This window comes from Tenacibaculum sp. FZY0031 (assembly GCF_036350695.1).
Taxonomy (GTDB): domain Bacteria; phylum Bacteroidota; class Bacteroidia; order Flavobacteriales; family Flavobacteriaceae; genus Polaribacter.
The window spans coordinates 69,150-91,712 of record NZ_JAZDVY010000011.1; the positions used below are offsets into that span (position 1 = coordinate 69,150).

The 22,563-nt window shown below is 31.8% G+C and carries 24 protein-coding genes and 1 tRNA gene; 14 read left to right on the forward strand and 11 right to left on the reverse strand.

Annotated features, from left to right (window positions below; genetic code table 11):
- The first annotated feature begins 17 nt into the window (after nucleotides 1-17).
- The 7 genes from V1T75_RS14985 to truB are packed head-to-tail and all read left to right on the forward strand — an operon-like array spanning nucleotide 18 to nucleotide 4,349.
- The gene (locus V1T75_RS14985) at nucleotides 18-689 is read left to right on the forward strand and encodes a hypothetical protein (protein WP_330489309.1); all 672 of its coding nucleotides are present in this window, start codon (nucleotides 18-20) and stop codon (nucleotides 687-689) included.
- A gap of 2 nt (nucleotides 690-691) precedes the next feature.
- Nucleotides 692-1,234, forward strand: coding sequence for a hypothetical protein (locus V1T75_RS14990; RefSeq protein ID WP_330489310.1), 543 nt, complete (start codon nucleotides 692-694; stop codon nucleotides 1,232-1,234).
- 30 nt (nucleotides 1,235-1,264) lie between these two features.
- Entirely contained in the window at nucleotides 1,265-1,669 is a 405-nt protein-coding gene (gene mce / locus V1T75_RS14995) for a methylmalonyl-CoA epimerase (protein WP_330489311.1), read from the forward strand.
- A gap of 58 nt (nucleotides 1,670-1,727) precedes the next feature.
- A complete protein-coding gene (locus V1T75_RS15000; protein WP_330489312.1) occupies nucleotides 1,728-2,606 on the forward strand; it encodes a cell division protein FtsX in 879 nt (292 codons plus the stop codon).
- Between the two features lie 7 nt (nucleotides 2,607-2,613).
- The gene (locus V1T75_RS15005) at nucleotides 2,614-2,856 is read left to right on the forward strand and encodes a DUF3098 domain-containing protein (RefSeq protein WP_330489313.1); all 243 of its coding nucleotides are present in this window, start codon (nucleotides 2,614-2,616) and stop codon (nucleotides 2,854-2,856) included.
- Between the two features lie 2 nt (nucleotides 2,857-2,858).
- On the forward strand, nucleotides 2,859-3,653 hold the full coding sequence (locus V1T75_RS15010; protein ID WP_330489314.1) for an undecaprenyl-diphosphate phosphatase: 795 nt from the start codon (nucleotides 2,859-2,861) through the stop codon (nucleotides 3,651-3,653).
- Complete coding sequence (gene truB / locus V1T75_RS15015; protein WP_330489315.1) at nucleotides 3,654-4,349, forward strand: tRNA pseudouridine(55) synthase TruB; 696 nt, start codon at nucleotides 3,654-3,656, stop codon at nucleotides 4,347-4,349.
- A gap of 10 nt (nucleotides 4,350-4,359) precedes the next feature.
- Here the strand turns inward: truB and V1T75_RS15020 are convergent, their stop codons facing one another.
- From V1T75_RS15020 to V1T75_RS15035, 4 genes are all read right to left on the reverse strand, one after another.
- Nucleotides 4,360-4,620, reverse strand: a complete 261-nt coding sequence (locus V1T75_RS15020) for a hypothetical protein (protein WP_330489316.1) — start codon at nucleotides 4,618-4,620, stop codon at nucleotides 4,360-4,362.
- A gap of 57 nt (nucleotides 4,621-4,677) precedes the next feature.
- A complete protein-coding gene (locus V1T75_RS15025; protein WP_330489317.1) occupies nucleotides 4,678-5,157 on the reverse strand; it encodes an ABC transporter ATPase in 480 nt (159 codons plus the stop codon).
- Between the two features lie 91 nt (nucleotides 5,158-5,248).
- Entirely contained in the window at nucleotides 5,249-5,839 is a 591-nt protein-coding gene (locus tag V1T75_RS15030) for a thioredoxin family protein (protein ID WP_330489360.1), read from the reverse strand.
- A 111-nt stretch (nucleotides 5,840-5,950) separates the two neighbouring features.
- Complete coding sequence (locus V1T75_RS15035) at nucleotides 5,951-6,916, reverse strand: NAD-dependent epimerase/dehydratase family protein (protein WP_330489318.1); 966 nt, start codon at nucleotides 6,914-6,916, stop codon at nucleotides 5,951-5,953.
- Between the two features lie 183 nt (nucleotides 6,917-7,099).
- On the opposite strand from V1T75_RS15035, the gene V1T75_RS15040 reads away from it, so the two are divergent.
- On the forward strand, nucleotides 7,100-7,624 hold the full coding sequence (locus V1T75_RS15040) for a hypothetical protein (protein ID WP_330489319.1): 525 nt from the start codon (nucleotides 7,100-7,102) through the stop codon (nucleotides 7,622-7,624).
- Here the strand turns inward: V1T75_RS15040 and V1T75_RS15045 are convergent.
- From V1T75_RS15045 to V1T75_RS15070, 6 genes are all read right to left on the reverse strand, one after another.
- Nucleotides 7,611-8,081, reverse strand: a complete 471-nt coding sequence (locus tag V1T75_RS15045) for a regulatory protein RecX (protein ID WP_330489320.1) — start codon at nucleotides 8,079-8,081, stop codon at nucleotides 7,611-7,613. The two genes, V1T75_RS15040 and V1T75_RS15045, sit on opposite strands and share 14 nt — an antisense overlap.
- 70 nt (nucleotides 8,082-8,151) lie before the next feature.
- Complete coding sequence (locus V1T75_RS15050) at nucleotides 8,152-11,616, reverse strand: efflux RND transporter permease subunit (RefSeq protein WP_330489321.1); 3,465 nt, start codon at nucleotides 11,614-11,616, stop codon at nucleotides 8,152-8,154.
- A gap of 13 nt (nucleotides 11,617-11,629) precedes the next feature.
- Nucleotides 11,630-12,001, reverse strand: a complete 372-nt coding sequence (locus V1T75_RS15055) for a four helix bundle protein (protein WP_330489322.1) — start codon at nucleotides 11,999-12,001, stop codon at nucleotides 11,630-11,632.
- A gap of 16 nt (nucleotides 12,002-12,017) precedes the next feature.
- Nucleotides 12,018-13,193 (reverse strand): efflux RND transporter periplasmic adaptor subunit, encoded by a 1,176-nt coding sequence (locus V1T75_RS15060; RefSeq protein WP_330489323.1) that lies wholly within the window; start codon nucleotides 13,191-13,193, stop codon nucleotides 12,018-12,020.
- Nucleotides 13,194-13,207: 14 nt separating this feature from the next.
- The gene (locus V1T75_RS15065) at nucleotides 13,208-14,620 is read right to left on the reverse strand and encodes a TolC family protein (protein WP_330489324.1); all 1,413 of its coding nucleotides are present in this window, start codon (nucleotides 14,618-14,620) and stop codon (nucleotides 13,208-13,210) included.
- 5 nt (nucleotides 14,621-14,625) lie between these two features.
- Entirely contained in the window at nucleotides 14,626-15,234 is a 609-nt protein-coding gene (locus tag V1T75_RS15070; protein ID WP_330489325.1) for a TetR/AcrR family transcriptional regulator, read from the reverse strand.
- Nucleotides 15,235-15,360: 126 nt separating this feature from the next.
- Here V1T75_RS15070 and V1T75_RS15075 point away from each other — a divergent pair, with 126 nt between their 5' ends.
- On the forward strand, nucleotides 15,361-16,332 hold the full coding sequence (locus V1T75_RS15075; RefSeq protein ID WP_330489326.1) for a polyprenyl synthetase family protein: 972 nt from the start codon (nucleotides 15,361-15,363) through the stop codon (nucleotides 16,330-16,332).
- Between the two features lie 53 nt (nucleotides 16,333-16,385).
- Nucleotides 16,386-16,459, forward strand: a tRNA-Ile gene (locus V1T75_RS15080).
- A gap of 328 nt (nucleotides 16,460-16,787) precedes the next feature.
- Here the strand turns inward: V1T75_RS15080 and V1T75_RS15085 are convergent.
- The gene (locus V1T75_RS15085) at nucleotides 16,788-16,958 is read right to left on the reverse strand and encodes a hypothetical protein (protein ID WP_330489327.1); all 171 of its coding nucleotides are present in this window, start codon (nucleotides 16,956-16,958) and stop codon (nucleotides 16,788-16,790) included.
- A gap of 473 nt (nucleotides 16,959-17,431) precedes the next feature.
- Between V1T75_RS15085 and V1T75_RS15090 the strand changes: the two genes are divergently transcribed.
- From V1T75_RS15090 to V1T75_RS15105, 4 genes are all read left to right on the forward strand, one after another.
- Entirely contained in the window at nucleotides 17,432-18,556 is a 1,125-nt protein-coding gene (locus tag V1T75_RS15090; RefSeq protein ID WP_330489328.1) for a hypothetical protein, read from the forward strand.
- Between the two features lie 671 nt (nucleotides 18,557-19,227).
- Nucleotides 19,228-20,913, forward strand: a complete 1,686-nt coding sequence (locus V1T75_RS15095; protein WP_330489329.1) for a hypothetical protein — start codon at nucleotides 19,228-19,230, stop codon at nucleotides 20,911-20,913.
- 94 nt (nucleotides 20,914-21,007) lie between these two features.
- Nucleotides 21,008-21,643, forward strand: coding sequence for a hypothetical protein (locus V1T75_RS15100; protein WP_330489330.1), 636 nt, complete (start codon nucleotides 21,008-21,010; stop codon nucleotides 21,641-21,643).
- A gap of 11 nt (nucleotides 21,644-21,654) precedes the next feature.
- Nucleotides 21,655-22,554, forward strand: coding sequence for a hypothetical protein (locus V1T75_RS15105; RefSeq protein ID WP_330489331.1), 900 nt, complete (start codon nucleotides 21,655-21,657; stop codon nucleotides 22,552-22,554).
- The last annotated feature ends 9 nt before the right edge of the window (nucleotides 22,555-22,563 follow it).

Here is a 22,563-nt window from a genome sequence, read left to right on the forward strand (position 1 = left end):
TTTAAAAACTTTTTATTATGGTAAATTTAAATGAATACTTGGGTGGAATTGCCACCAGCATCGCAGAGGCACGCTTAATGTCTGATTTGAAATCTTTAGAAATTGCTGAAAAGTTTTCACGTCATGAACTCTTGAAACATTTTTCTATTCCTCGTTTTAAAGCGCAAAATATTGAACTCACCATTCCTGTAGCGATTGGAGAATTAGAAGAAACTTATGAAGCCGATTACGAACCTATTGATAATGTTGCTTTCAATTCACAAACCTATACAATCTTAAAAGATGCTTCAAAAATTACTTCTTTTGATAGAAAAACGTCTACTATACTTCGTTCAATAATAGCACAAAGAACAGATGAACTTGAAAAAAACATAAAAGCATCTAGAGAAATCGACCCTGTATTATCAAGATTTTCACAACAATTATCTGAAGAATTTATCTCTATTTATAATGAAAAAGTTAGTTATGATGTATTAGTTAAAAAGCTTAACTCAGAATTAAGACCATCTATTAAAAGTAGGCAAATAACCCAAAAAAACACGAAAGTTATTGTAGAGGCTCATAAACTAAATGAAATCAAACCTGAAAATATTGTTCAGATTAAAATGACATTAAATGAAGAAGGTATGGAATGGTATACTTCAGAAAATGAAGACGGTGTAAGAGAAACCAAACTATTACCAGAATAGTCATGAGAAAATCGATTACCAAAATAACCAATCAACTCAAAACTCAATTGAATGAAATACATGAGTTGGCGAATCAAATTGAGAAAAAAAATACACAAAGCACTAAAAATATTCGCGATTGGTTGTTAGCCACAGAAGATGTATTAAAGGGGCTTAACTTACCAGAGTCATCTATGTTTGCCGTAAAAAGAGCTGTGTTAAGTTCATTCATCCCAAATAGTAGAAATAAGAAAAAAGAGGTTTTACAATTAGGAGCATCAACATTAACAGAAGCTCAACACGATTTATGGGAAGTATACACTCCCTATGCTACTATATTAAATAATTCAACAACCTTAATAGAACAACTTTTAGCTGTTATTTATCAAACCAAACAATTTAAATACGATACAAGTGAAGATTTTACGCAATTCCTAGAACAAGTTTGGAGGTTTTGTTGCAATCATGAACAACTTAAAGGGATTAGTTCACAAATTCTCTCAATGATAAACCAGTCGGATGTACTTATTATAATGGCTGAAAAAATAGCGCTAGAAAGTTTATAGATAGTTCGCTATATTTTTTACTTTTACCTTATGAACAAAATTGAACATATTGGTATCGCTGTTAAAGATTTAGAAAAATCGAATGCTTTATTTGCTTCTCTTTTTGGAGAATCACATTATAAAATTGAAGAAGTTGCTAGCGAAGGAGTCAAAACTTCATTTTTTAAATCTGGTCCTAATAAGATTGAATTGTTAGAAGCTACAAAGCCTGATAGCCCTATAGCCAAGTTTATAGAAAAAAAAGGAGAAGGAATTCATCACATTGCTTTTGCAGTTGATAACATAAAAGAAGAAATTAAGCGTTTACAAGATGAAGGTTTTACAGTTTTAAACGAAACCCCTAAAAAAGGAGCCGATAATAAACTAGTAGCTTTTTTACATCCTAAAACTACCAATGGTGTACTTATTGAGTTATGTCAAGAGATAGAAGAATAGGAAGTATTTAAAAATTAAATATTTGTATCTTGCAACGCCTTAAAATCAGTATTTACTAATGACAACCTCTTTTGATTCTTTTCAAAAACGCCGATTACAATCTTCATACATATCTGTAGTAGTAAGTATTGCACTTGTACTTTTTATGATTGGTGTTTTAGGTCTAGTCCTTTTAAAATCAACAAAAGTTGCAAATCACTTTAAGGAAAAAGTAGTTATGACGCTTTTCTTAAAAGATGAAGTTGCTGATAAAAACATTAAAAGTCTTAAAGAGTCTATTAAAAAAGAAGAGTTTGTTAATAAGGTGGTTTATATTTCTAAAGAAGACGCTGCCAAAGAGTATAAAAAAGATTTAGGTGAAGATTTTTTACAGTTTTTGGGAGATAATCCGTTAAAAAACGGAATTGACATTTATCTAAAAGCTGATTATGTTACTCCTGAAAAAATGAGTGAACTTGAAAAATCTTTTGATAAAAACAACTTTGTTGCTGAAGTAAGTTACGACAAACCATTAGTACAATTACTTACCAAAAACATCCAACGCATTAGCTTTTGGTTATTGGTGTTAAGTGGTTTTTTCGGGTTGGTTGCTATTATTTTAATCAACAGCTCGATCCGATTGTCTATTTACTCAAAACGATTCAATATCAAAACCATGCAAATGGTAGGTGCTACAAAAAGCTTTATTCGCAAACCTTTTATTTGGCAAAGTATAAAACTAGGACTATTAGGAGCTTTTATAGCAATAAGTGGCTTAGGTATTTTAATTTATTATGTAGACAAATACATTCCTACACTAGAATTACTTACAGATTATATTGCCTTAGGATATGTAGCTGGAGGAGTTATATTGGTTGCTTTTTTTATTACGTGGATTAGTACCTTCTTTGCTACACAACGATTCTTAAATTTACAAACCAACGATTTGTATTACTAAAATATTTATGAAAAAAGACAATTCACCCAAACAAGAATTTCTATTCGGTAAACGAAACTATATCATTATGCTTATTGGTATTGCTGTAATTGCCTTAGGGTTTATTTTAATGGCAGGTGGCGGTAGTGATGATCCTAATGTGTTCAATCCAGAAATCTATAGTTGGCGCAGAATTCGTTTAGCTCCTACCTTAGTCATTATTGGATTGGGTATAGAAATTTATGCTATTTTTGCCAATCCTAAACAATAAGCATGGATTTATTAGAAGCAATTATCCTTGGAATTATCCAGGGTCTTACTGAATTTTTACCTGTATCCTCTAGTGGTCATTTAGAATTAGCAAAAGCTTTATTTGGAGACACTTCTGTACCTCAAGAAAGCTTAACTTTCACCGTAGTGTTACATGCTGCAACAGCATTAAGTACTATTGTAGTGTTTAGAAAAGAAATTGCTGAAATTTTTAGAGGATTATTTCAGTTTCAATGGAATGAGGAAATGCAATTTTCTGTAAAAATTGTGCTGTCTATGATTCCTGCTGTGGTAATTGGTTTAGCCTTTGAAAAAGAATTGGAAAGTTTTTTTGGAGGGAAAGTATTATTAGTAGGTTTTATGCTTTTAGTAACTGCTGTATTGCTTTTATTAGCAGATAAAGCGAAGAATACGAACAAAAGTGTTTCTTTTAAAAGTTCAGTAATTATAGGAATCTCTCAAGCAATTGCTATGTTACCTGGAATTTCACGTTCAGGAGCTACTATTTCAACATCTGTGTTATTAGGAGTAGATCGTACCAAAGCTGCTCGTTTTTCATTTTTAATGGTGGTACCATTAATTTTAGGAAAAGTAGCGAAAGATATTTTAAGTGGAGATATTAATTTTCAGAGCTCAGAAATTGTTCCTTTGTCTGCTGGATTTATTGCAGCTTTTATCTCGGGATTATTAGCGTGTACATGGATGATAGCCCTAGTTAAAAAGAGTAAATTATCATACTTCTCATTATACTGTGCTATTGTAGGTTTAATTGCTATTGGCTACTCTTTATTTTTCTAGATGACTGCAGAAGATTACAAAAACGGACAGGTTTTATTGATTGATAAACCTTTGGAATGGACTTCTTTTCAGGTAGTGAATAAACTTCGCTGGCATATTCGTAAACATTTTAATATTAAAAAAATTAAAGTTGGACATGCTGGAACGCTTGATCCTTTAGCTACTGGCTTGTTAATTATTTGTACTGGTAAACAAACCAAAAACATTAACGAATATCAAGGACAGGTAAAAGAATATACAGGTACGTTTGTTGTGGGAGCTACCACACCAAGTTACGATTTAGAAACTGAAATTAACGAAACGTTTCCTACAGAACATATAACAGAAGAATTACTGCATAAAACTACGGAACAGTTTATTGGTAAAATTCAGCAAAAACCACCTATTTTTTCTGCCATTAAAAAAGACGGAAAACGCTTATATGAATTAGCTCGCAAAGGTGAAACCACCGAAATTAAAGCTCGTGAAGTAGAAATTAACGAGTTTGAAATTACCAAAATTGATTTCCCTAATGTTGAGTTTAGAATCGTGTGTAGTAAAGGAACTTATATTCGTTCTATTGCTAATGATTATGGAGAAGCGTTAAATTCTGGAGCACATTTAGCTGTTTTAAGAAGAACTAAGATTGGAAACTTTTCTGTAGATAATGCGTTGAGTGTTGATGAGTTTATTGAAAAGCTAACTCATAATGAATAGATATAAGAAACTAATAAAGAAATTTAAAACAAGTAATAAAAAGAGCAACAATTAATAAAATAGTAAAGACCATTATAAGGTTCAGTCTTTTTTTGTCTTTTTTTGCTTTGACTCTGATTTTTTCTTTTATCTTTTCTAGTTCTTCTTCAGGAACTTTTATAAATTTTAAGTTATTATTATTACCTGTATAGTTCTGTTTATTTTTAAACAGCCTTTTTCTATCCAGTAAACTCTTCTTATTTTCTCTTAAAGTTGAACTAATTTTACTCATGTGTCCCTCTCCTGCCATAGTAATTACTTTACTATAGGACGAAAAAAAACAATAATGTTACAAAAACCGACTATACCAACTTTCTGTAATTGGCACTTCCCAATAATTTTCTAATTCTATTTTAGTTTGTACCAAATTATCAAAAACGATGGTTTTAGCTGATACAGACTTCTTTTTAAGCAACTTTTTAAATTCTTTGACTTCTTTGTACTGAATAAATTCTCCTTGCTTAAAACACACATTCATCTTATCTAACAGCTCCACTTCATATTCTTGTTGTAATTGTAAAATAAATGCTACTTGTTTATCAATGTCTGCATTCGTTAATTCAGAACCTTCTTCAACAGAAAAAATAATGAAACGGTCATATTTCAGCTCAAAAGAAACTTTGAAAGCAGCCTCTTCAGACTTCCACCCATCTACAAAATGATGTAACTTTTCTTTTAGACCGTCAATTTCTTGCGGGTAAAATTTTCGACTTGATGGATATACCCAAATCTTTGCTTCTTCTGATAAACTACTGAACTCTACAAACATATTTATTCCTTATGGGCACAAAGATACAGAAAACAATTCCCCTTTTTGACAAAAACAAAAAGGGGAATTTCTAGCTTTTTTATGTACTTTATTACTGAAGCATTGATACTAAATCTTCTTGTGTGTTTTCTCCTTTGTTTTTATTGTACCAAACTTGTAAATCTGTTTTAAAATCAGCATCCAAGCTACCGTGTTTCTCTTTATAATCAACAACCATTTTAGTTGCTATGGTAGGTCTTGGTCCCCACGTATTGATTACTTCATTCTCTTTATTTAAAGCAATTAACTTAGGAATTGACCTCCCTCCATTCGTTAAAAATTCGTCCATCAATTCTAAATTTTCATCTCGTAAAACTAATTTTAAATTGATGTTTGGATTTTCTTCTGCTACTTTATTAATTACAGGTAAGTTTTGTGCTGCATCACCACACCATCCTTCAGTTAACACTAACCAAGTTTGTGGTTCTTTTACATCTTTAATTTTAGCAAGTGTTTCTTCGGTTAGTTGTAGCGTTTTATCTAAACGCTTCATACGCCTATCGTTCAACTTGCTATAATTTAATAAATCATCTGATTGCTTGGGTCCGGTAGATTTTCCTTGAGCCAACAAATTACTTACCAACTCTCTATACTCTTGATAAGAAAACGCTTTTTCTAAGCTATTTTGAATAATTTTTTTCATCATAAATGTATTGTTATTACAAAAGTATTTTATTTATAATGAATCATAGGTAACCTAAGTTACCATTCACTATAAAACTTGAATAACATAGACGAAAACAAAAACAACACCTTACACTTCTGCTGACTCTTGAGTTTTTGCTTGTAAATTAGTAATGATATCTTTAGTCATAGAGGCTAAATCAAACTGATGTCTCCATCCCCAGTCTTTTCTTGCTGCTGAATCATCAATTACTTGAGGCCAACTATCAGCAATCGCTTGTCTAAAATCTGGATGATATGTGATAGTAAATTCTGGAAGGTATTTTTTAATTTCAGTAGCTATTTCAGCTGGCGTAAAACTAATTGCCGCTAAGTTGTATGAAGTTCTTGTTTTAATATTCTCTTCATCTGCTTGCATTAACTGGATAGTTGCATTGATAGCATCGTCCATATACATCATTGGGAGACGTGTATTTTCTGACAAAAAGCATTCAAAAGTTCCTTTTTTTAACGCATCAAAATAAATATCAACCGCATAATCAGTCGTTCCTCCACCTGGTAAGGTTTTCCAACTTATAATTCCTGGGTAACGAATGCTTCGTACATCTACTCCATATTTATCATGGTAATAATTACACCAATGTTCTCCTGCAACTTTACTTATTCCATAAACCGTAGAAGGCTCCATAATGGTTTGTTGTGGTGTATTCATTTTGGGTGAAGTGGGTCCGAAAGCCGCCATTGAGCTAGGCCAATACACCTTTTCAATGTGTTTTTCTTTTGCCAATTCTAACACCGCCAATAACGAAGTCATGTTTAAATCCCAACCTTTTAAGGGATACTTTTCTGCAGTTGCCGATAGCATAGCTGCCATTAAATACACTTGGGTTACTTTATATTTTTGAACAACATTTAAAATTTGTTCTTGATTGGTCGCATCGATGATTTCAAAAGGCCCTGAACTCATCATTTCTGCATTCCCTTCTCTAATATCGGAAGCTATTACATTATCTACGCCATAAATAGTGCGTAATTTTTGGGTTAGTTCTGTTCCTATTTGCCCGCAAGCTCCTAAAATTAATATCGTTTCACTCATTTTAAATTATTCAAAAATACATGTTTGCAAAGTTATTAAATTTAAGATTTCGCAAAAAGCATTTGTTCTTTTTTAACTATCTACAAAAGAGACTCCTAATCTATTGATTTCAAACTTCTAATTGAATTCTGTAAAGAATGCCAAGTAAAATATGTACTTTTATCCTTTAATTTTTTTATGAAAATGAGTCGTTTTTTATTGGTTATTGCTTCGTTATTTATTTTAGTTACTTCTTGTAAAAAAAAGAGTGTGCAAAAAGAAGAATTCCCTACTAAAACTGAAATGAACATTTCGGTTAAGCATACCGATTACTCTGAAATAAATAAAAAATACGTTGATGAAATCAAACCTTGGAAAGAATACTTTATTGTTGAAGATTTTTTGCAGGAATTAAAAAATACAAGTCCTACTGAAGCTTTAAACAATGCTTTAGAGTTACAAACACTTACCAAGCAATTTAAGGATAGTTTGAATATAGAGTCGCTAAAAACACCTGCTTTTAAAGCTCGTATTAATGTTTTTGAAAATGAAACTTTACGTTTAGCAGACATGACTTTTATTCCTTCTATCTCTGCGCAACAAGTTAACAGTCAGGTTGAAAAAATTATGATGCTTTTTAGCAGTGTTAACGATAAGATTAACACAGTTTACACTAAGAAGCAATTTGATAGTGAAATAAACCTTGATAGCTTATTTAAGAATCAATAGTTTTTAAGGCTTCGTAAATTAAATTACTTTCAAACCCTCTGTACAAGAGGTAGTCTGCAATTTTCTTTTTTCGTTTGAAATGATTGGTTTCGGATACGGACTCATTCTTTTTTTCAACCAACTCATATAAGGTTTTTATATATTCCTCTTCGTCGATTTCTTTCAGAGCTGATTTTATGTTATACACAGAAATATCTCTAAATTTCAACTCCCTAACAATTCGGTCTTTTCCCCATTTTTTTATTCGGAACTTTCCCCTTGCAAAACTTTTGGCAAAGCGTTCTTCATTTAAAAAATTATGTTCTAATAAGTGTAATAAAATATGTTCTCTGGCTTCTGGAATTAAACGGTATTCTTTCAGTTTTTCTTCTACCTCCTTATGACATCGATCTTGATACACACAGTAGTGCTCTATCTTTCTCTTTATTTCTTCAACTGTAAAAACCGGTTTATTCATAGCACGAAAATATAAAAAAGGGTTAAAAGTAAATTACTTTTAACCCTTTTTACAGTTAACAAAAAATCAATTATAAAACGCTACGTAACCACATTTTAAACTTGGTGATTAAGTAGAATAATATCGGTACTACAATTAATGTCAAGAAAGTTGCTATGAATAATCCGTAAATAACAGTCCATGCTAATGGACCCCAGAAAATTACATTGTCCCCTCCAACATATATATGTGGATTCAACTCACTAGCTAAGGTAAAGAAATTAATATTTAAACCTGTTGCCAATGGAATTAACCCTAAAATGGTTGTGATTGCCGTTAAAAGTACTGGTCGTAAACGTGCTTTTCCTCCTCTAATAATAGCTTCTCCTAATGTATGTACATCTACAAACTCATCAGATGACAATCCATGTTCTACTTTTTTACGATCAATTAATAACTGAGTATAATCGAGCAGTACTACCCCGTTGTTTACCACAATACCTGCCAGCGAAATAATTCCCATCATGGTCATCATAATCACGAACGGTTTTGCCGTGATAATTAATCCTCCAAATACTCCTATTAAACTCAAGAAGATTGCTAGCATAATTATTGCGGGCTTAGAAACAGAGTTAAACTGGAAGATTAAAATCAGGAAAATTAATCCTAACCCTCCAAAAAATGCTTTCATTAAGAACGCCATTTGTTTGTTTTGCTCTTCAATTTGTCCTGTATAGTCAACTTTTACTGAATCTGGTTGTTCAGTAAACGTCTTCATTTCATTTTGAATTTGTGATACAATGGCAGCTGCATCTGTATATCCTGGAGCTAACGCTGAATATACGGTTACCACTCTTTTTACATCTTTATGCTTAATGGCACTAAATCCTGAGGTATTTGTTTGTTTGGCTACTGCCGACACAGGAATTTCTTTAATGGTACCTGAAGACATGTCTCTAAAAGTAATTTTTTGGTTAAAAATTGCACTTTTATTATACCTGTTTTCTTTATTAAAACGAACATAGATATCATAGTCATCCCCATCTTCTTTATAAATTCCCGCTTTCGAACCAAAAATAGCATTACGCAATTGGTTTCCTACTTGCGATGAACTTACGCCTAATTCTCCAGCTTTTTTACGATCAACATTTACTAACATTGATGGTTTAGATTTATTTACATCAATCTTTAATTCATCAATCCCTGCAATACTTTTTGAGTTGATAAAGTCACGCATCTTTTCTGCAGTATTGATCAATTCAGCATAATCATTTCCTTCCAACTCAATATTGATAGGATATCCTGCTGGCGGACCTACCGCTTCTTTTTCTACAGAAATTTCTAGCCCTGGGTAAATTCCTCTTAAGGCTTCGGTAACTTTTCGTTGTAACTCTTTACTGTCTGCTCCTCTACGGTATTTGTACTCACGCATGGAAGCAGTAATTTTTCCTCTATGAGGCATTTCTGCTGTAGAACCTCCATCTGTTTGTGGGTTTCCAGATCCTGCTCCTACTTGAGACACTACACTTTCTACTAAGAAATTATATCCGTTATCTATATATTCTGGTGAATTTAAGACTTTATACACACGCTCTTCCAAATCTTTCATTATCAGATTTGTCTTTTCAATATCCGTTCCTTGTGGGTATTCGATATACACAATAATCTGATTTGGTGTATTGTCTGGGAAAAACTCAACTTTTGTACGTTGACTTCCTATTGAGGCTCCAAAACCTCCAAAAGCAATAAATAATAAAACAAACGTACCTAAAGAAATAATGTATGGTCTCCAGCCTCTTAGAGCTGCTCTTAACATTCTTTCATAAAAACGTTCCCAACGTGGTAACACCGTATTTTGAAAACGATTTGCCCAAGGACGTAGAGCTAATCGGTACACCCACAACATGATTGCTGTAAATATCATTACCGTTCCTAGCGCTCTATACGTTCCTCCTAAAAGTGCTATTAATAGCCCTATCACCGCCATTACTGACGATAAAATTACAATACGTCTTAAGGGCATATTTTTATCCTCAACACTCATAAACTGCGACACCAATACTGAGTTAAAGAAGATCGCCACAAATAATGAAGAACCTAATACTACAGATAATGTTACTGGAAAATAAATCATAAACTGCCCCATGGTTCCTGGCCACATTCCTAATGGAACAAAGGCTGCCACCGTAGTTAATGTTGAGATAATAATTGGAAATGCAATTTCTCCAATTCCCTTTTTAGCGGCTTCAATTCTGGGCATTCCTTCATCCATTAAACGGTATACGTTTTCTACAACCACTATACCATTATCTACCAACATTCCTAGCCCCATAATTAACCCAAAAAGAATCATGGTGTTCATGGTATATCCTAACCAACTCAATATCATTAATGACATAAACATTGACATTGGTATTGCAAACCCAACAAATAAGGCATTTTTAAACCCTAAGAAGAACATTAACACCAATACTACCAGAATAACCCCAAAAATGATGTTATTTACCAAATCATCTACTTGACCAATCGTTTTTGAAGATTGATCGTTAGCGATGGTTACTTTTAAATTACTTGGAAATATATTGGCTTTGGTATCTTCTACAATTTTCTGAATTTTTTCAGCAGCCTCTACCATATTTTTTCCTGAACGTTTTTTTACATCCAGCATTACTACAGCTTCTCCAAACTCACGAGCATACGTAGTTTTATCTTTATCTTTAAAAGAAACTTTTGCAATATCTTTAAGGTAAATTGAATTTCCTTTTTCTGATTTTACTACAAAATCTTGTAATTCTTGTGGATCTTCAATTTCTCCTAAAATTCTAACAGTACGTCGTTGTCCACTAGCAATTAAATTACCTGCAGACATTGTTAAGTTACCTCCGTTAATTGCATTAATTACATCCTGGAAACTTACTTGCGCTGCCATCATTTTGTAAATATCAACAGCTACCTCAACTTCTTTTTCTTCAGCACCGCGGATATCTACTTTTTTTATTTCTTGTAAATCTTCAATTTCATCTTCTAGATACTCTCCAAATTCTTTTAATTTATCTACAGGATAATCTCCCGAGATATTGATATTTAGAATTGGCATTTCTTCAGAAATACTTAATTCAAAAACATTCGGTTCTACTTTCGCTCCGTTAAACGTAGGCCAATCTTCTCCAGACGTTTCTTGATCTATTTCATCTTTTACCTTTTGTTTAGCTTGATCTACTGAAATATTTTCGTCAAACTCAACGACCACCATTGAGTAGTCTTCTTGAGATGTAGAGGTTATTTCTACTACATTACTTACCGTTTTAAGTCTATCTTCTAACGGGTCGGTAATTAGCTTCTCTATGTCTTCAGCTGTATTTCCTGGGTACAGAGAACTTATATAAATTTTGGTTTCTCTAATTTCTGGGAAATTTTCTCTTGGCATACTTAAAAAGGCAGAAATACCTGTTATAAGTATCATAACCATCATTACGTAGATAGTTGTTTTATTATTTATTGCCCAAGAGGATAAACCAAACTCTTTATCTACTTGTTTTTTTTGTTTTTCAGTCATTAGACTTTAGTTTTTAGTCGTTAGTGTTTTTAAGGTACTTTTGAAGACTGCTTATCATCTTTGATAATTCTTCTAATCTTTCTCTTAAATTATTTTCTTCTTCTATTGAAATATACTTTTGATTTTTAGCGATTGCTACACAAACCACACATTCTTTAACAGAACCTAATGCTATTTGTAAAAATCTAGAAAATTGCGGGTTTGTATCTCCTGAGCCTTCTGCAATATTTAATGCAACAGAAGTGGCTGCCTTTATGAATTGTGATGTTAATCGATAGTTTTCTTCTTTTGGAAACGTATTGCTAACTTTATAAACAATATCTACAAAATCAAGTGATTTTTGATACACTTTTAAATCTTCGAACTGGAATTTAATCTCTTTCATTCTACCGACTAAAAAACTATTTACTTACAGCTAACACCTTAACCTCTTGTCCGTTTTTTACACTACGAGCTCCTTCTTCTATAATTTTTGTTCCGTTTTCGATTCCGCTTAGAACTTCAATAATATCTCCTTGTGTTTTTCCTGTAGTTATAATTGTTTGTTTAGCGGTTCCAACCTGATCTTTTAAGTCTTCTACCACATACACATATTGTTCTCCATTAGCATTTTCTGAAATAATACTTTGCGGAATTAAAATTGCTTTCTCATTAGAGTAATCATTTATTTTCAACTTAGCTGTTAAATTAGGTTTAATCTTACCTTCATGATTAGGCACACCTACTTCTACCTTAAACGTTCTATTTGCTGGATTAATAAAATTACCTGCTTGACGAATTTTAGAAGTTAACTTTTCTCCTAATACTGGAAACTCAACCTCAACATTTTTTCCTTTCTTAATAGAAGTAATATAGCTTTCAGGTACATCTGTTTCGATATACATGTTTTTTAAGTTTACAATTCTGAAAACTTCAGACCCCATTCCTGGTGCTACTACTGTTCCTTGCTCTTTAATTACATCATCAATTACTCCTGAAAAAGGGGCTGTGATGACCGATTTTGCTAACTGTCTTCTTAATTGACTAACCGCGTTGGTTTGTGCTTCATAGTTAGTTTTAGCTTGTAAAAACTGAATTTCAGATCCTATTTTTTGTTCCCATAAACGTTTTTGACGTTTATACGTTGTTTCTGCTAATGCAGCTTGTGCTTCTATTTGCGCTAATTGATTAGCCAAACCTCCATCGTCAATTTTCGCTAAGGTTTGTCCCTTTTTAACATACTGACCTTCTTTTACGTAAATACGTGTTAAAAGCCCTGGCATTTCAGGATAGATAAGTACATTTTGTTTTGTTTGTACTGCTCCTTGTAATTCTAAATAGTGATCAAAAACCTCTTCCTTAGCAGAAAGTACTGTAATTAACGGAACTTTCTTGTTGGTATCTAATTCTGAAATCTTGTTGTTTAAAACCTTAATTTCATCAGATAGTGTTTGCATTTGTGTATCTAACGATGCTTTTTTCTCTCTAATTTTAGTTAAATCATTAGATGCTATTACGTCTTGTACAGACTGTTCTTTTTTACCTCCACATGAGGCTAAAAGCAATGTAATAGCGAATAGTGAATATATTCTTCTCATTATTATAGTTGATTTTATTTTAGTGGTATGTTTAATGCGTTTTCTAATTGTGCCTTTTTAGCAATTACGTTCAACATTGATTGCACATAATTATTTTGTTGTGTGTATAACTGATTTTGTGCTTGTAGTAAATCAAAACTTGAAGAAATTCCTTCAAAAAACTTTATTTGTTGCTTTTTTTCTATTCGTTCTGCTAATGCTAAATTTTTCTTAGCTGTTTCGTAGTTTTCAATTCCTAATTGATACTCACTTTTAGCTCTTTCTACTTGTAGGTTTAACTTCTGCTTTGCTTCTTCTAAGCGGATATCAGCGTTTTCTAATGCTATTTTTGCTTGTGCTGTTCTTGAACTTCTTCCCAAACTACTGAAAATAGGCACATTTAAACTTACTCCAAATAATGAATAGTCAAACCACTCTTGATTGCTATCTAAGAAATTAAAATCATCTGAGTTGGCATTAGCTCCGTAATTGATAAAGGCTGATAAACTTGGCAGAGCTTTACTTTGTTCTAACTTCATTAACAAACGCTTACTTTCTCTATCGTTTTGAGCTATTTTAAAATCGATATGATTATCGATATTAAATTGAGTAGCTAATAAGCTTAAATCGGTATTCTCGATTACTAAATTATCTAAGGTAGAAGTTAATGTTAACTTGGTATCTATTGAATTTCCTAGAGAAACATTTAACATTTGATATGCAATTTCTTTCAATCGCTCAGCATTTCTTAGGTTGCTTTCTACATTTCCTAACGTAATTTGCAATTGCTCTACGTTTTCTAACTCGGTTAACCCATTGTCGTAGGTTTTTTGAGTTTCATTCAAGTTTTTCTCTAATATTTTCTTATTGTTTTCTAAAATTTCAATTGATTTTTCAGTAACCAATACATTTCCATAAGCATTGATAACGGCTTCACGAGTGGTTAATTCTGTCTTTTCCTTTGCTTGTTCAGAGATTTTTAAATATGTTTTTGCTGATTGCAAGCCTACCAAATACGAACCATCAAAAATTAACTGAGATAATGTTACTGATGCATTCACTGTTTGTTTTGTTCCAAATCTCAAAGGAATAAAACCTGTTGGCGTTGTTACTTCTTTTCCATTTCTTATAGCCCCATCAAAATATTCCTCTACAATATCTATGGTACTTTGAGTATTGTCAAAAGCTGCAACTGGTAATAAAGACACTTGTTGCTTTATCCAATTTTGATACTCTACTTTTCCATTAATTTGTGGTAAACCTATTGTAGTTGTTTCCCATTTTTTCTTTTTAGCCGCTTCTATATCGTTTAAGGACACTTTGTTGTCGTAACTGTTTTTTATAGCATAATCAATCGCCTCTTGCATTGATAAACTCATTTCTTTTTCTTGAGCAGATAGGTACCCTGTAAAAAAGAACACAAATACACCGTATATGTATTTCCTCATTGTTTTTAGTTTTTGTTTATATTTTTTAATTGTTTTTCTAATTCTTGTACTCCTTTAGGAGTCGCTATTGCCCTAATATGATACTCTAAAATTTCATACTCAATCTCCATAACCTCTTGCATATCGTTACTGTACAACTCACTTTCAAACACTCCAAAAACTAGTGTAAAATAAAAATTCACTAAGAGCGCTTCTTTGATATTTGCTCTGTACAAACCTTGCTCTATTCCTTTTTTTATGTTATCTATATTACAATCTCGAAACATACATACCTCCCGTTCTATCAGTTTTGTGTACGTTTCTGGATAGTACTTCTTTAATTGATACATCGGTGAAGTTTTTGCATTTTTAAACATTTCTTTAAAAATTGCTTTTACTGCAAATTCTTCTTCCACAGCATTGTAATTCTGCCCCTTAACAGTATCAATTGTTTCGCTTATTGTGTTGTGAACCGACTCTGTACTAGCATCTACCAAGGCTGTTTTATTTGAAAAGTACTTGTATAATGTTTTTTTGGACATTCCAAGCTCCTTCGCAATATCATCCATCGTTGTGCTCTTAAACCCAAGGGTTAAAAACATTTCTCCTGCTTTATTAATTATTTTATTTCTCATAATTGTTTGCAAATGTACAACAGGAAACTCTAGAAACAAAAAAAGTTTCCAGAGTTTTAATCTTTTTTTAACATTAGGTTGTAGCTAAAATTTATGTTTACCTTATTTTTACAAAAATTTTCAAATTTGGACATATTATCATATCAATCAGACTTTATTGCTTTTTTAGAATCTCAAAAATTTACAAGAGAACCTAAAAACCTTTACGAACCAGTAGACTACATCTTACGATTAGGAGGCAAGAGAATTCGCCCAATGTTAACTTTAATTGCTGCTGATGTTTTTTCTAACGATTACCAAAAAGCCTTACCTGCCGCATTTGCTGTTGAAGTTTTTCATAATTTCACTTTAGTACATGATGACATAATGGACGATGCTCCTTTAAGAAGAGGAAAGGAGACTGTACATGAAAAATGGAATATCAATACCGGTATTTTGTCTGGTGACGCCATGCTTATTTTAGCCTATCAATATTTTGAAAATTACGAGCCTGTAATTTTTCAAAAGCTAGCACAATTGTTTAGCAAAACTGCTTTGGAGGTTTGTGACGGTCAGCAATTAGATGTTGATTTTGAAACAAGAAATGATGTAACTATTGATGAATACATTAAGATGATTACATTAAAAACTTCTGTTTTAGTTGCTGCTGCTTTAAAAATGGGTGCTATTGTTGCAAAAGCTGATGAAGAACAAGCGCAACACTTATACAACTATGGATTAAATCTAGGTATTGCTTTTCAATTGCAAGATGATTACTTAGACACTTTTGGTGATCCTAAATCTTTTGGAAAACAAGTTGGAGGAGATATCATCGAGAATAAGAAAACATTTCTTTATTTAAAAGCTTTAGAAATAGCAAGTGATGCTGACAAAGAAAATTTACTAAATCTTTACAACGGAAAACAAAAAAATAACTCTGAAAAAGTAGCTACTGTTTCGGCTATTTTCAAAGAAAATAACATCCCAGAGGAGACACACAAACTTATTGAGTACTACACAGATAAGTCATTTAAAAGCTTAGATTACCTTAACATTTCTAATGAACACAAAGAGGGGTTACGCGCTTTTGGAAAAAATTTAATGAACAGAAAAGTGTAAAAAAATAGGTTTTTATTTAAAAAAGTTTTTATTTTTGCAATCCAAATTTAACGGGTCCTATAGCTCAGTTGGTTAGAGCACCTGACTCATAATCAGGGGGTCCATGGTTCGAGCCCATGTGGGACCACCTTTAAAGCTTCACTTTTGTGGAGCTTTTTTGTTTCGTAAAAACCACAAAAACAAACACTTACCCTGTAAACATCAATAAAACTAACACTATTAGAAACCTCCTTTGCTTATCGCCCCCCCTAACCACTCCCAAAAAACTAAAGGAAAATAGTTTTTGCAGGTAACTCAACGATGATATTATTCCTCCTTTTTTGATTGATTACTTTTAAATCCAATTCTTCTTCTTGATTCTTGATCTTTCTTTTTCAATTCAGCCTCTAACCTTTTATACCTACTAATATCTTTAATCGCTACGACTACAGCAGCAATATAATTTTCATTATCTGCTATAGTCTTCCACTCAACAAAACTCTTCTAATCTCATTTGTTTGCTTGTTCATTAACAGCACATCAATATCGTTGGTAATTTCACCTCCTAAAGCCAATTCAGCAGGTAGGTTTTGTGCTGGGAAAACCTTTCCTTCATGCGGATTCAACACTTTAAAATAGGTATGCAATATGAAAATTGGGAATTTGATTTAGAATTAGTAGATACAAAAAGAAGTTACGAAATTTACAAATACATAAAAGGAGATATTACAGAGATAAATAATAAACAAGTAACATATATCCATTTATATTTTGAACTGGATATATTATTTAAAATTAAGATTCAAACGTCAGCTAATCTATATACTCTATTATGTTAGTAAAAATAAAAACAGCTACAATTTTTCATATGTATCTACAAAAAAAGTCACTATAAATAAGCACTTTAACAAGTAGTTAAAAATCAATAAGTTTTTCCCGAATCCTTTACAAATATGAATTACTTGGCATAGCAAACAACAAATTAATCGATTTCCTGTGTTTAGGAATTAATAAAAACATCTTCACCTCTTTTGTTCGTACATAAAAAAATGGTACAGATGCCCTATTTTTTAGCATTACACTTATGGGTAATATTGCTACACAAAATCTAAAAATAATTATGAGAACAAGATTATTTATATTAATGCTGGGCTTAGGCTCTTTACTCACTACTAATTCTCAAAATTTGGGAGACTTTAAACCCAAAGAACAACGCGGTGCTTACGGCTCTAGAAAATTTAAATCTAAAGATGTTTATATCGCTAATTTTTCAGTAAACTATCAGCTATATAATCTAAAAACTACAAAAACAAATGGTGGTTTTATGGGGAGAGCATTATCTGGTAAAACAAAAGCTTCTTTAGCTGTAGGTATGGATATTCCTGCTACTACACTACAACAAATAACAGATGATGCTTACCAAAGTTTTATACAAGATTTAAAATCAAAAGGATTTAATGTACTGAATGGAGATACAGCCGCAAACACAAAGTATTATGAAGGGTATCAACGTTTTGAAAATATGGAAATGAGCCTATCAGAGGTTCCTGGTATGATAACTGTTTACCCTAAAAATACTGTTTTTTTTGTAAAAGGATTTACCAATGACGGTAAGAAAAAGCAAGGTGGATTTTTAGGAAGTATCAATAGATTAAAAAATGATGACGGACGTAATAGCATTACTAGTGAAATACGTACATATTCAAAATTATCGTCAGAATTAAATGATGCTACCATTATTAATGCAGATGTATATGTGTTATTTCTTGACGTAAAAAAGCCATATCAAGGTAGGGGAGCAAAGATTACTGCTAACACCAATTTACGTATTGCTGCGTATGAGCATGTAAAAAGTAGAGTAAAAAACAAATCGTTTACTACCAAAATAGGATTGACAGGAAAATCAAAGGAGAAAAATTACTTGTGTGTTTCGGCAATAGATTTTGTGTCAGGAAAACATAATATTGGTAGTTCGCCACTTGGTACGTACACGGGAGTACTAAAAAAAGATTTACAAATAAATGACGTAGTAGGTAAAGAAAAAATACAAGCTTTTGCAAAAACCGACACAGATTATATAGGCATAGAAACTGCTTTTGGAAAAATGTATAGAGCAGATAATATTTCGGTAGAAAACACTGCATTAATAAAAGCAAACGCTAATAAATACGAAAAAGGTGTAGCACAAGCTATTACAAAGTTTTTAGAACATCATGTGAATGAGTTTAACCGAAAGTTTTTTTAACATTAGTGTTTGTTTTTAAGACTCTATATAAATAATATTCAAAAAAATCAATTATTATGAAAGTTAAAATTAAGGAGGCATGCATGCATATTGTAGCTTATTTTTATAATAAGCACAAGTTATGCATAGCAAGAATTCCGTAAGCATATTAAGAAAAAAGATTTTAAAAAAACACAGAATAACATTCGAGTCTTTTACTAATGGTAATGGTGATCTCCTATGATTTTAAGCTAATCAAGTCTTACTAGTGGGTCCTAACATGGTAATACAATCAGGCGGAACAAATACATATCAAACATATAATAAAAAGCATCTAATTGACGGTACTGTAATTAAAATAAGTAAACAAACAGGTAAAATTGAAATGCTTACTTACAGAGACGGCCCCTGTTTTAACTTAATTAACTGATAACCAACAACCGAACAATACAAAAATGATTTAGGCAGATACAAGGTTAGACCGTTAGGTAGACACAGTCGCAAACACAAAGTATCATGAAGGTTATCAACGTTTTGAGAATATAGAGATGAGCGTATCATAAGTACCTGGTATGCTTATAGTTTATCTAAACGATGCTACTATTGTCAATGCAGATTTATATGTTCTATTTCTTAATTTACTGAGCAAAGCTGAATTAAGCTGAAAGCACAATCATTAAACCTCATTTAAAATGAAAAAACTTTTTTTTATTGTAACATTTATTAGCATAACAGCTTGTTTAAATACGGTTAATGCTCAATCATTTATTTATGATGACATCAAGTTGTCGTCTATTTACGATTTTTCTGAATTTAAATTCGATAAATACAGAGCGTATCGTACACACTTTGAAAAAGCTAACAGTAAAGGAAAGAGCTTAAAAAACAAGAAAAAACACAAACGAATAGACTTTATTAACCATGGTAAGGCTCTTTATAGCACTAAGGTTACATATAATTCAGGACTCTTTGACGGGCAATTTCCATTTTGTACTAGATATTACGCCTCAAATGAACAGTTGAATTATGATTATAATATTGAAAATGGAAATAATATACTTCGAAACCCAATGTTTTATGAAAATGGTAACTTTTGGAATGGCGTTGTAGAAGATAAAGGCGAACCTGGGGTTAATCGGTTTGTGGAAATTGACCCTGACGGAAATAAGATTGCTGACTTACCTTATAAAGAAAGATATTTTTATAAAGAGCATCCAACGTACGGTAGAAATCGTGTCGACTATGTTTCGTCGAAAAACCCATCATATTATGCTCCTGCAAATAATGAAAATGACCGATACTATGGTTACGACCATACGGGAAGTTATTATAATTATGAGAATGACCTCGAGCTGACAGGGTTTATTTATCCAACTAAAAAGAATGTAACTAATGGTTCTGTATTGTTTATGGAAGACAAAAAGACACAAGAAAACTATTGGGTAGTAATCATTGACAAAGAAATTAAATTTAAAACAAAAGCACATGCCAATGAAAAGCCAGACATTCTGCAATTGAAAAGACAAACCGATTTTGAAGTCTATTCATATAATATTGCGACCTTAGTTAGCCACGGTATTGATACTTTAAACGGTTATGGGGTACATATGATTCCGCAAGATAATTACAAACTAAGTGATGCAACTTTTTTGGAAGTTGGGCACTTTAAAAACGGAAAACTTCACGGTATTGGCTACCGCACAAAAATAGTGAGATATCATAGCGGTTACAGGTATGATGTTGATGCCTACTACGGATTGTTTGAAAACGGAAATCCCAAGAACACAAAGCATATTTTTGGTAACTCGGTGACAAAACATGAGAATATTTGGGATGTTATGCCAATAGAAGGTTTTTCTCATAAGGGTAGAAGAGCCCTTACAGGACGAAAAAAATATGGTTTTGAAACCAAAATTAATGAGTTAAAAGTAGGTGATATAGTTTATATAGAAAGTATTAACCGTACTGCGAAAATAAAAAGTGTGAATAATACCCAAAAGTATATCACGGTTTTTTCCGACAACCCTAATATACAAGCCAAAATTACTAACAACGAAAAAGTTTATATGAAACATGATTATGTTGCCGACAACAATCAATCCTGTGAGAAAACAATACGAGTGCCAATTTATAAAGAAACAAAAAAACATGTTTATACCATTCCTGCAAAATACACAAATGATTCTTATACGGTAAAAGGAGTTTATTACGATAAACACGTATACAAATCAAACTATATACCTGCCCAAAAAGTTTATAAAGAAATAAGGTATGTTGATGGGTATACAAAGCAAGTATGCCCAATATGTAACGGAACAGGTGCTGCTAATAAAGGTAAAATTATAAAAACGGACTGGATACCAGTAGTATTTAACTAAAATACAATTTAATAGGTTTAGAAAAACAAAACACTAACTACAGCTCCATTAACTAACATAACGAAATAAAGCCAAATTATAGCTTGATACTACAATGAAACCATTGCTATCTATATTAGAACGAACATTGCAACACAACCGAAAGTGGGATTTTATCATATTTACGCTATTAACCTTACTTTCGGTAGTAAATGGGCAATCTACCGTTTTTTATATTATTTACTTTTTTTGGTTTAGTGAACTAATACGAATTATTGTCGATAGATTTTGTTATAAACAAAATGAAAATTCCATAGTTAACATCAAGAAAGGAAAAACCATTTTTAGCTCTTTATTTATAATGGTAGTTTATTTCATTTTTATTATTGTCTTTTTTGGATTTATAGCAAACTGGAAAAATAATGAACTTACTTTAATTAATATGGAAGTGCTATTTTTTAAAAATTGGTTTTTTAATAGCAATCTATTATTCGTATTGGTTGAACGGATTTACCTCCATAAAACAGAGCAACCATTAGCTGTTGGTTTTGGGATGTTTACGCCAAATATACTCATACTTCATATATCCATTATTATGGGTGCAGCGTTGCTATTTTTTGTGGTAAAAAATTTTCCTAAAACTTTTACACCCGATAATTTATGGGGCTCTGTCATTATCATATTCCCTTTTTTGATATTGAGTGCCATACTTTCTTTTTATAACACTTCAAAAATAAATATTCAACAATAAAATTTTAAAAAATGCAATTATTTATAAATCGTTTCATAACACTATGCTTTTTGCTAACAAGTTATTTTTTGGTAGCTCAAAATGAAATTGCTTATTACCCACCTGACTGGAGTTTTAAGAATACTATTGATGCGGTTGACTTTTCTCAAATAAAAACAATGACTAAAGAGGTCTTTGAAATTGATGAAAACAAAGAATATCCTTTTTCTAAAGAATATTGGAGCTGGAATAACACCTACCAATTAACGGACTATCGTTTTATAAATCAGCCAATGAAAGAAATGAGTTTTGATGTACGGATAAACTATACAAACCCGAATGGCAACCAAATAAAAACGATTACCATCTTTAATACAGTGAAAGAAAAGATGATTGAAGAACGTCAGTACAGCTATGGTTCTTTTAATGTAGATAAAATTGTCGTAAAAAGATATTTACTCAATACCAATCCAGATGTTTTTGAAGTAACCTATCAAGGAAATGATGATGATTATATTAAAGAAACAGTTTTTACCTCAAATAAAAAAATATCCTCGCAAACTAAAAGCTGGTACAATTACGCTACAAAAAGTTTAAAAAAAGAATACTATAAAGAGAACATTAAGACACCCGTAGAAACAGAACATTTAAAATTTGATGCACTTGAAAAACCTCTTGAGCGTACCATTGGTAATTTGGGCGTAACCACAACAACAAAATACAACTATAAAAGTAGGAAGGTAGAAGTGTTTGGTGATGAAACTGATTATAAAGAACTTATAAATATAGAAAAAGACAGTGAACCCTACCAAAAATTTGAATATGAATATGATGATAATTATAATTGGATAGTACGTAAAACATATCAAATGAAAAATAATAAGTGGTTATATACTACTATTACCAAACGTACTATAACATATAAAAACTAATATGAATAA

Bases quoted from the DNA above. Each gene is read 5' to 3' on its own strand.
- V1T75_RS14985 (WP_330489309.1), top strand. From the start codon at position 18: ATGGTAAATTTAAATGAATACTTGGGTGGAATTGCCACCAGCATCGCA.
- V1T75_RS14990 (WP_330489310.1), top strand. From the start codon at position 692: ATGAGAAAATCGATTACCAAAATAACCAATCAACTCAAAACTCAATTG.
- mce (WP_330489311.1), top strand. From the start codon at position 1,265: ATGAACAAAATTGAACATATTGGTATCGCTGTTAAAGATTTAGAAAAA.
- V1T75_RS15000 (WP_330489312.1), top strand. From the start codon at position 1,728: ATGACAACCTCTTTTGATTCTTTTCAAAAACGCCGATTACAATCTTCA.
- V1T75_RS15005 (WP_330489313.1), top strand. From the start codon at position 2,614: ATGAAAAAAGACAATTCACCCAAACAAGAATTTCTATTCGGTAAACGA.
- V1T75_RS15010 (WP_330489314.1), top strand. From the start codon at position 2,859: ATGGATTTATTAGAAGCAATTATCCTTGGAATTATCCAGGGTCTTACT.
- truB (WP_330489315.1), top strand. From the start codon at position 3,654: ATGACTGCAGAAGATTACAAAAACGGACAGGTTTTATTGATTGATAAA.
- V1T75_RS15020 (WP_330489316.1), bottom strand. From the start codon at position 4,620: ATGAGTAAAATTAGTTCAACTTTAAGAGAAAATAAGAAGAGTTTACTG.
- V1T75_RS15025 (WP_330489317.1), bottom strand. From the start codon at position 5,157: ATGTTTGTAGAGTTCAGTAGTTTATCAGAAGAAGCAAAGATTTGGGTA.
- V1T75_RS15030 (WP_330489360.1), bottom strand. From the start codon at position 5,839: ATGAAAAAAATTATTCAAAATAGCTTAGAAAAAGCGTTTTCTTATCAA.
- V1T75_RS15035 (WP_330489318.1), bottom strand. From the start codon at position 6,916: ATGAGTGAAACGATATTAATTTTAGGAGCTTGCGGGCAAATAGGAACA.
- V1T75_RS15040 (WP_330489319.1), top strand. From the start codon at position 7,100: ATGAGTCGTTTTTTATTGGTTATTGCTTCGTTATTTATTTTAGTTACT.
- V1T75_RS15045 (WP_330489320.1), bottom strand. From the start codon at position 8,081: ATGAATAAACCGGTTTTTACAGTTGAAGAAATAAAGAGAAAGATAGAG.
- V1T75_RS15050 (WP_330489321.1), bottom strand. From the start codon at position 11,616: ATGACTGAAAAACAAAAAAAACAAGTAGATAAAGAGTTTGGTTTATCC.
- V1T75_RS15055 (WP_330489322.1), bottom strand. From the start codon at position 12,001: ATGAAAGAGATTAAATTCCAGTTCGAAGATTTAAAAGTGTATCAAAAA.
- V1T75_RS15060 (WP_330489323.1), bottom strand. From the start codon at position 13,193: ATGAGAAGAATATATTCACTATTCGCTATTACATTGCTTTTAGCCTCA.
- V1T75_RS15065 (WP_330489324.1), bottom strand. From the start codon at position 14,620: ATGAGGAAATACATATACGGTGTATTTGTGTTCTTTTTTACAGGGTAC.
- V1T75_RS15070 (WP_330489325.1), bottom strand. From the start codon at position 15,234: ATGAGAAATAAAATAATTAATAAAGCAGGAGAAATGTTTTTAACCCTT.
- V1T75_RS15090 (WP_330489328.1), top strand. From the start codon at position 17,432: ATGAGAACAAGATTATTTATATTAATGCTGGGCTTAGGCTCTTTACTC.
- V1T75_RS15095 (WP_330489329.1), top strand. From the start codon at position 19,228: ATGAAAAAACTTTTTTTTATTGTAACATTTATTAGCATAACAGCTTGT.
- V1T75_RS15100 (WP_330489330.1), top strand. From the start codon at position 21,008: ATGAAACCATTGCTATCTATATTAGAACGAACATTGCAACACAACCGA.
- V1T75_RS15105 (WP_330489331.1), top strand. From the start codon at position 21,655: ATGCAATTATTTATAAATCGTTTCATAACACTATGCTTTTTGCTAACA.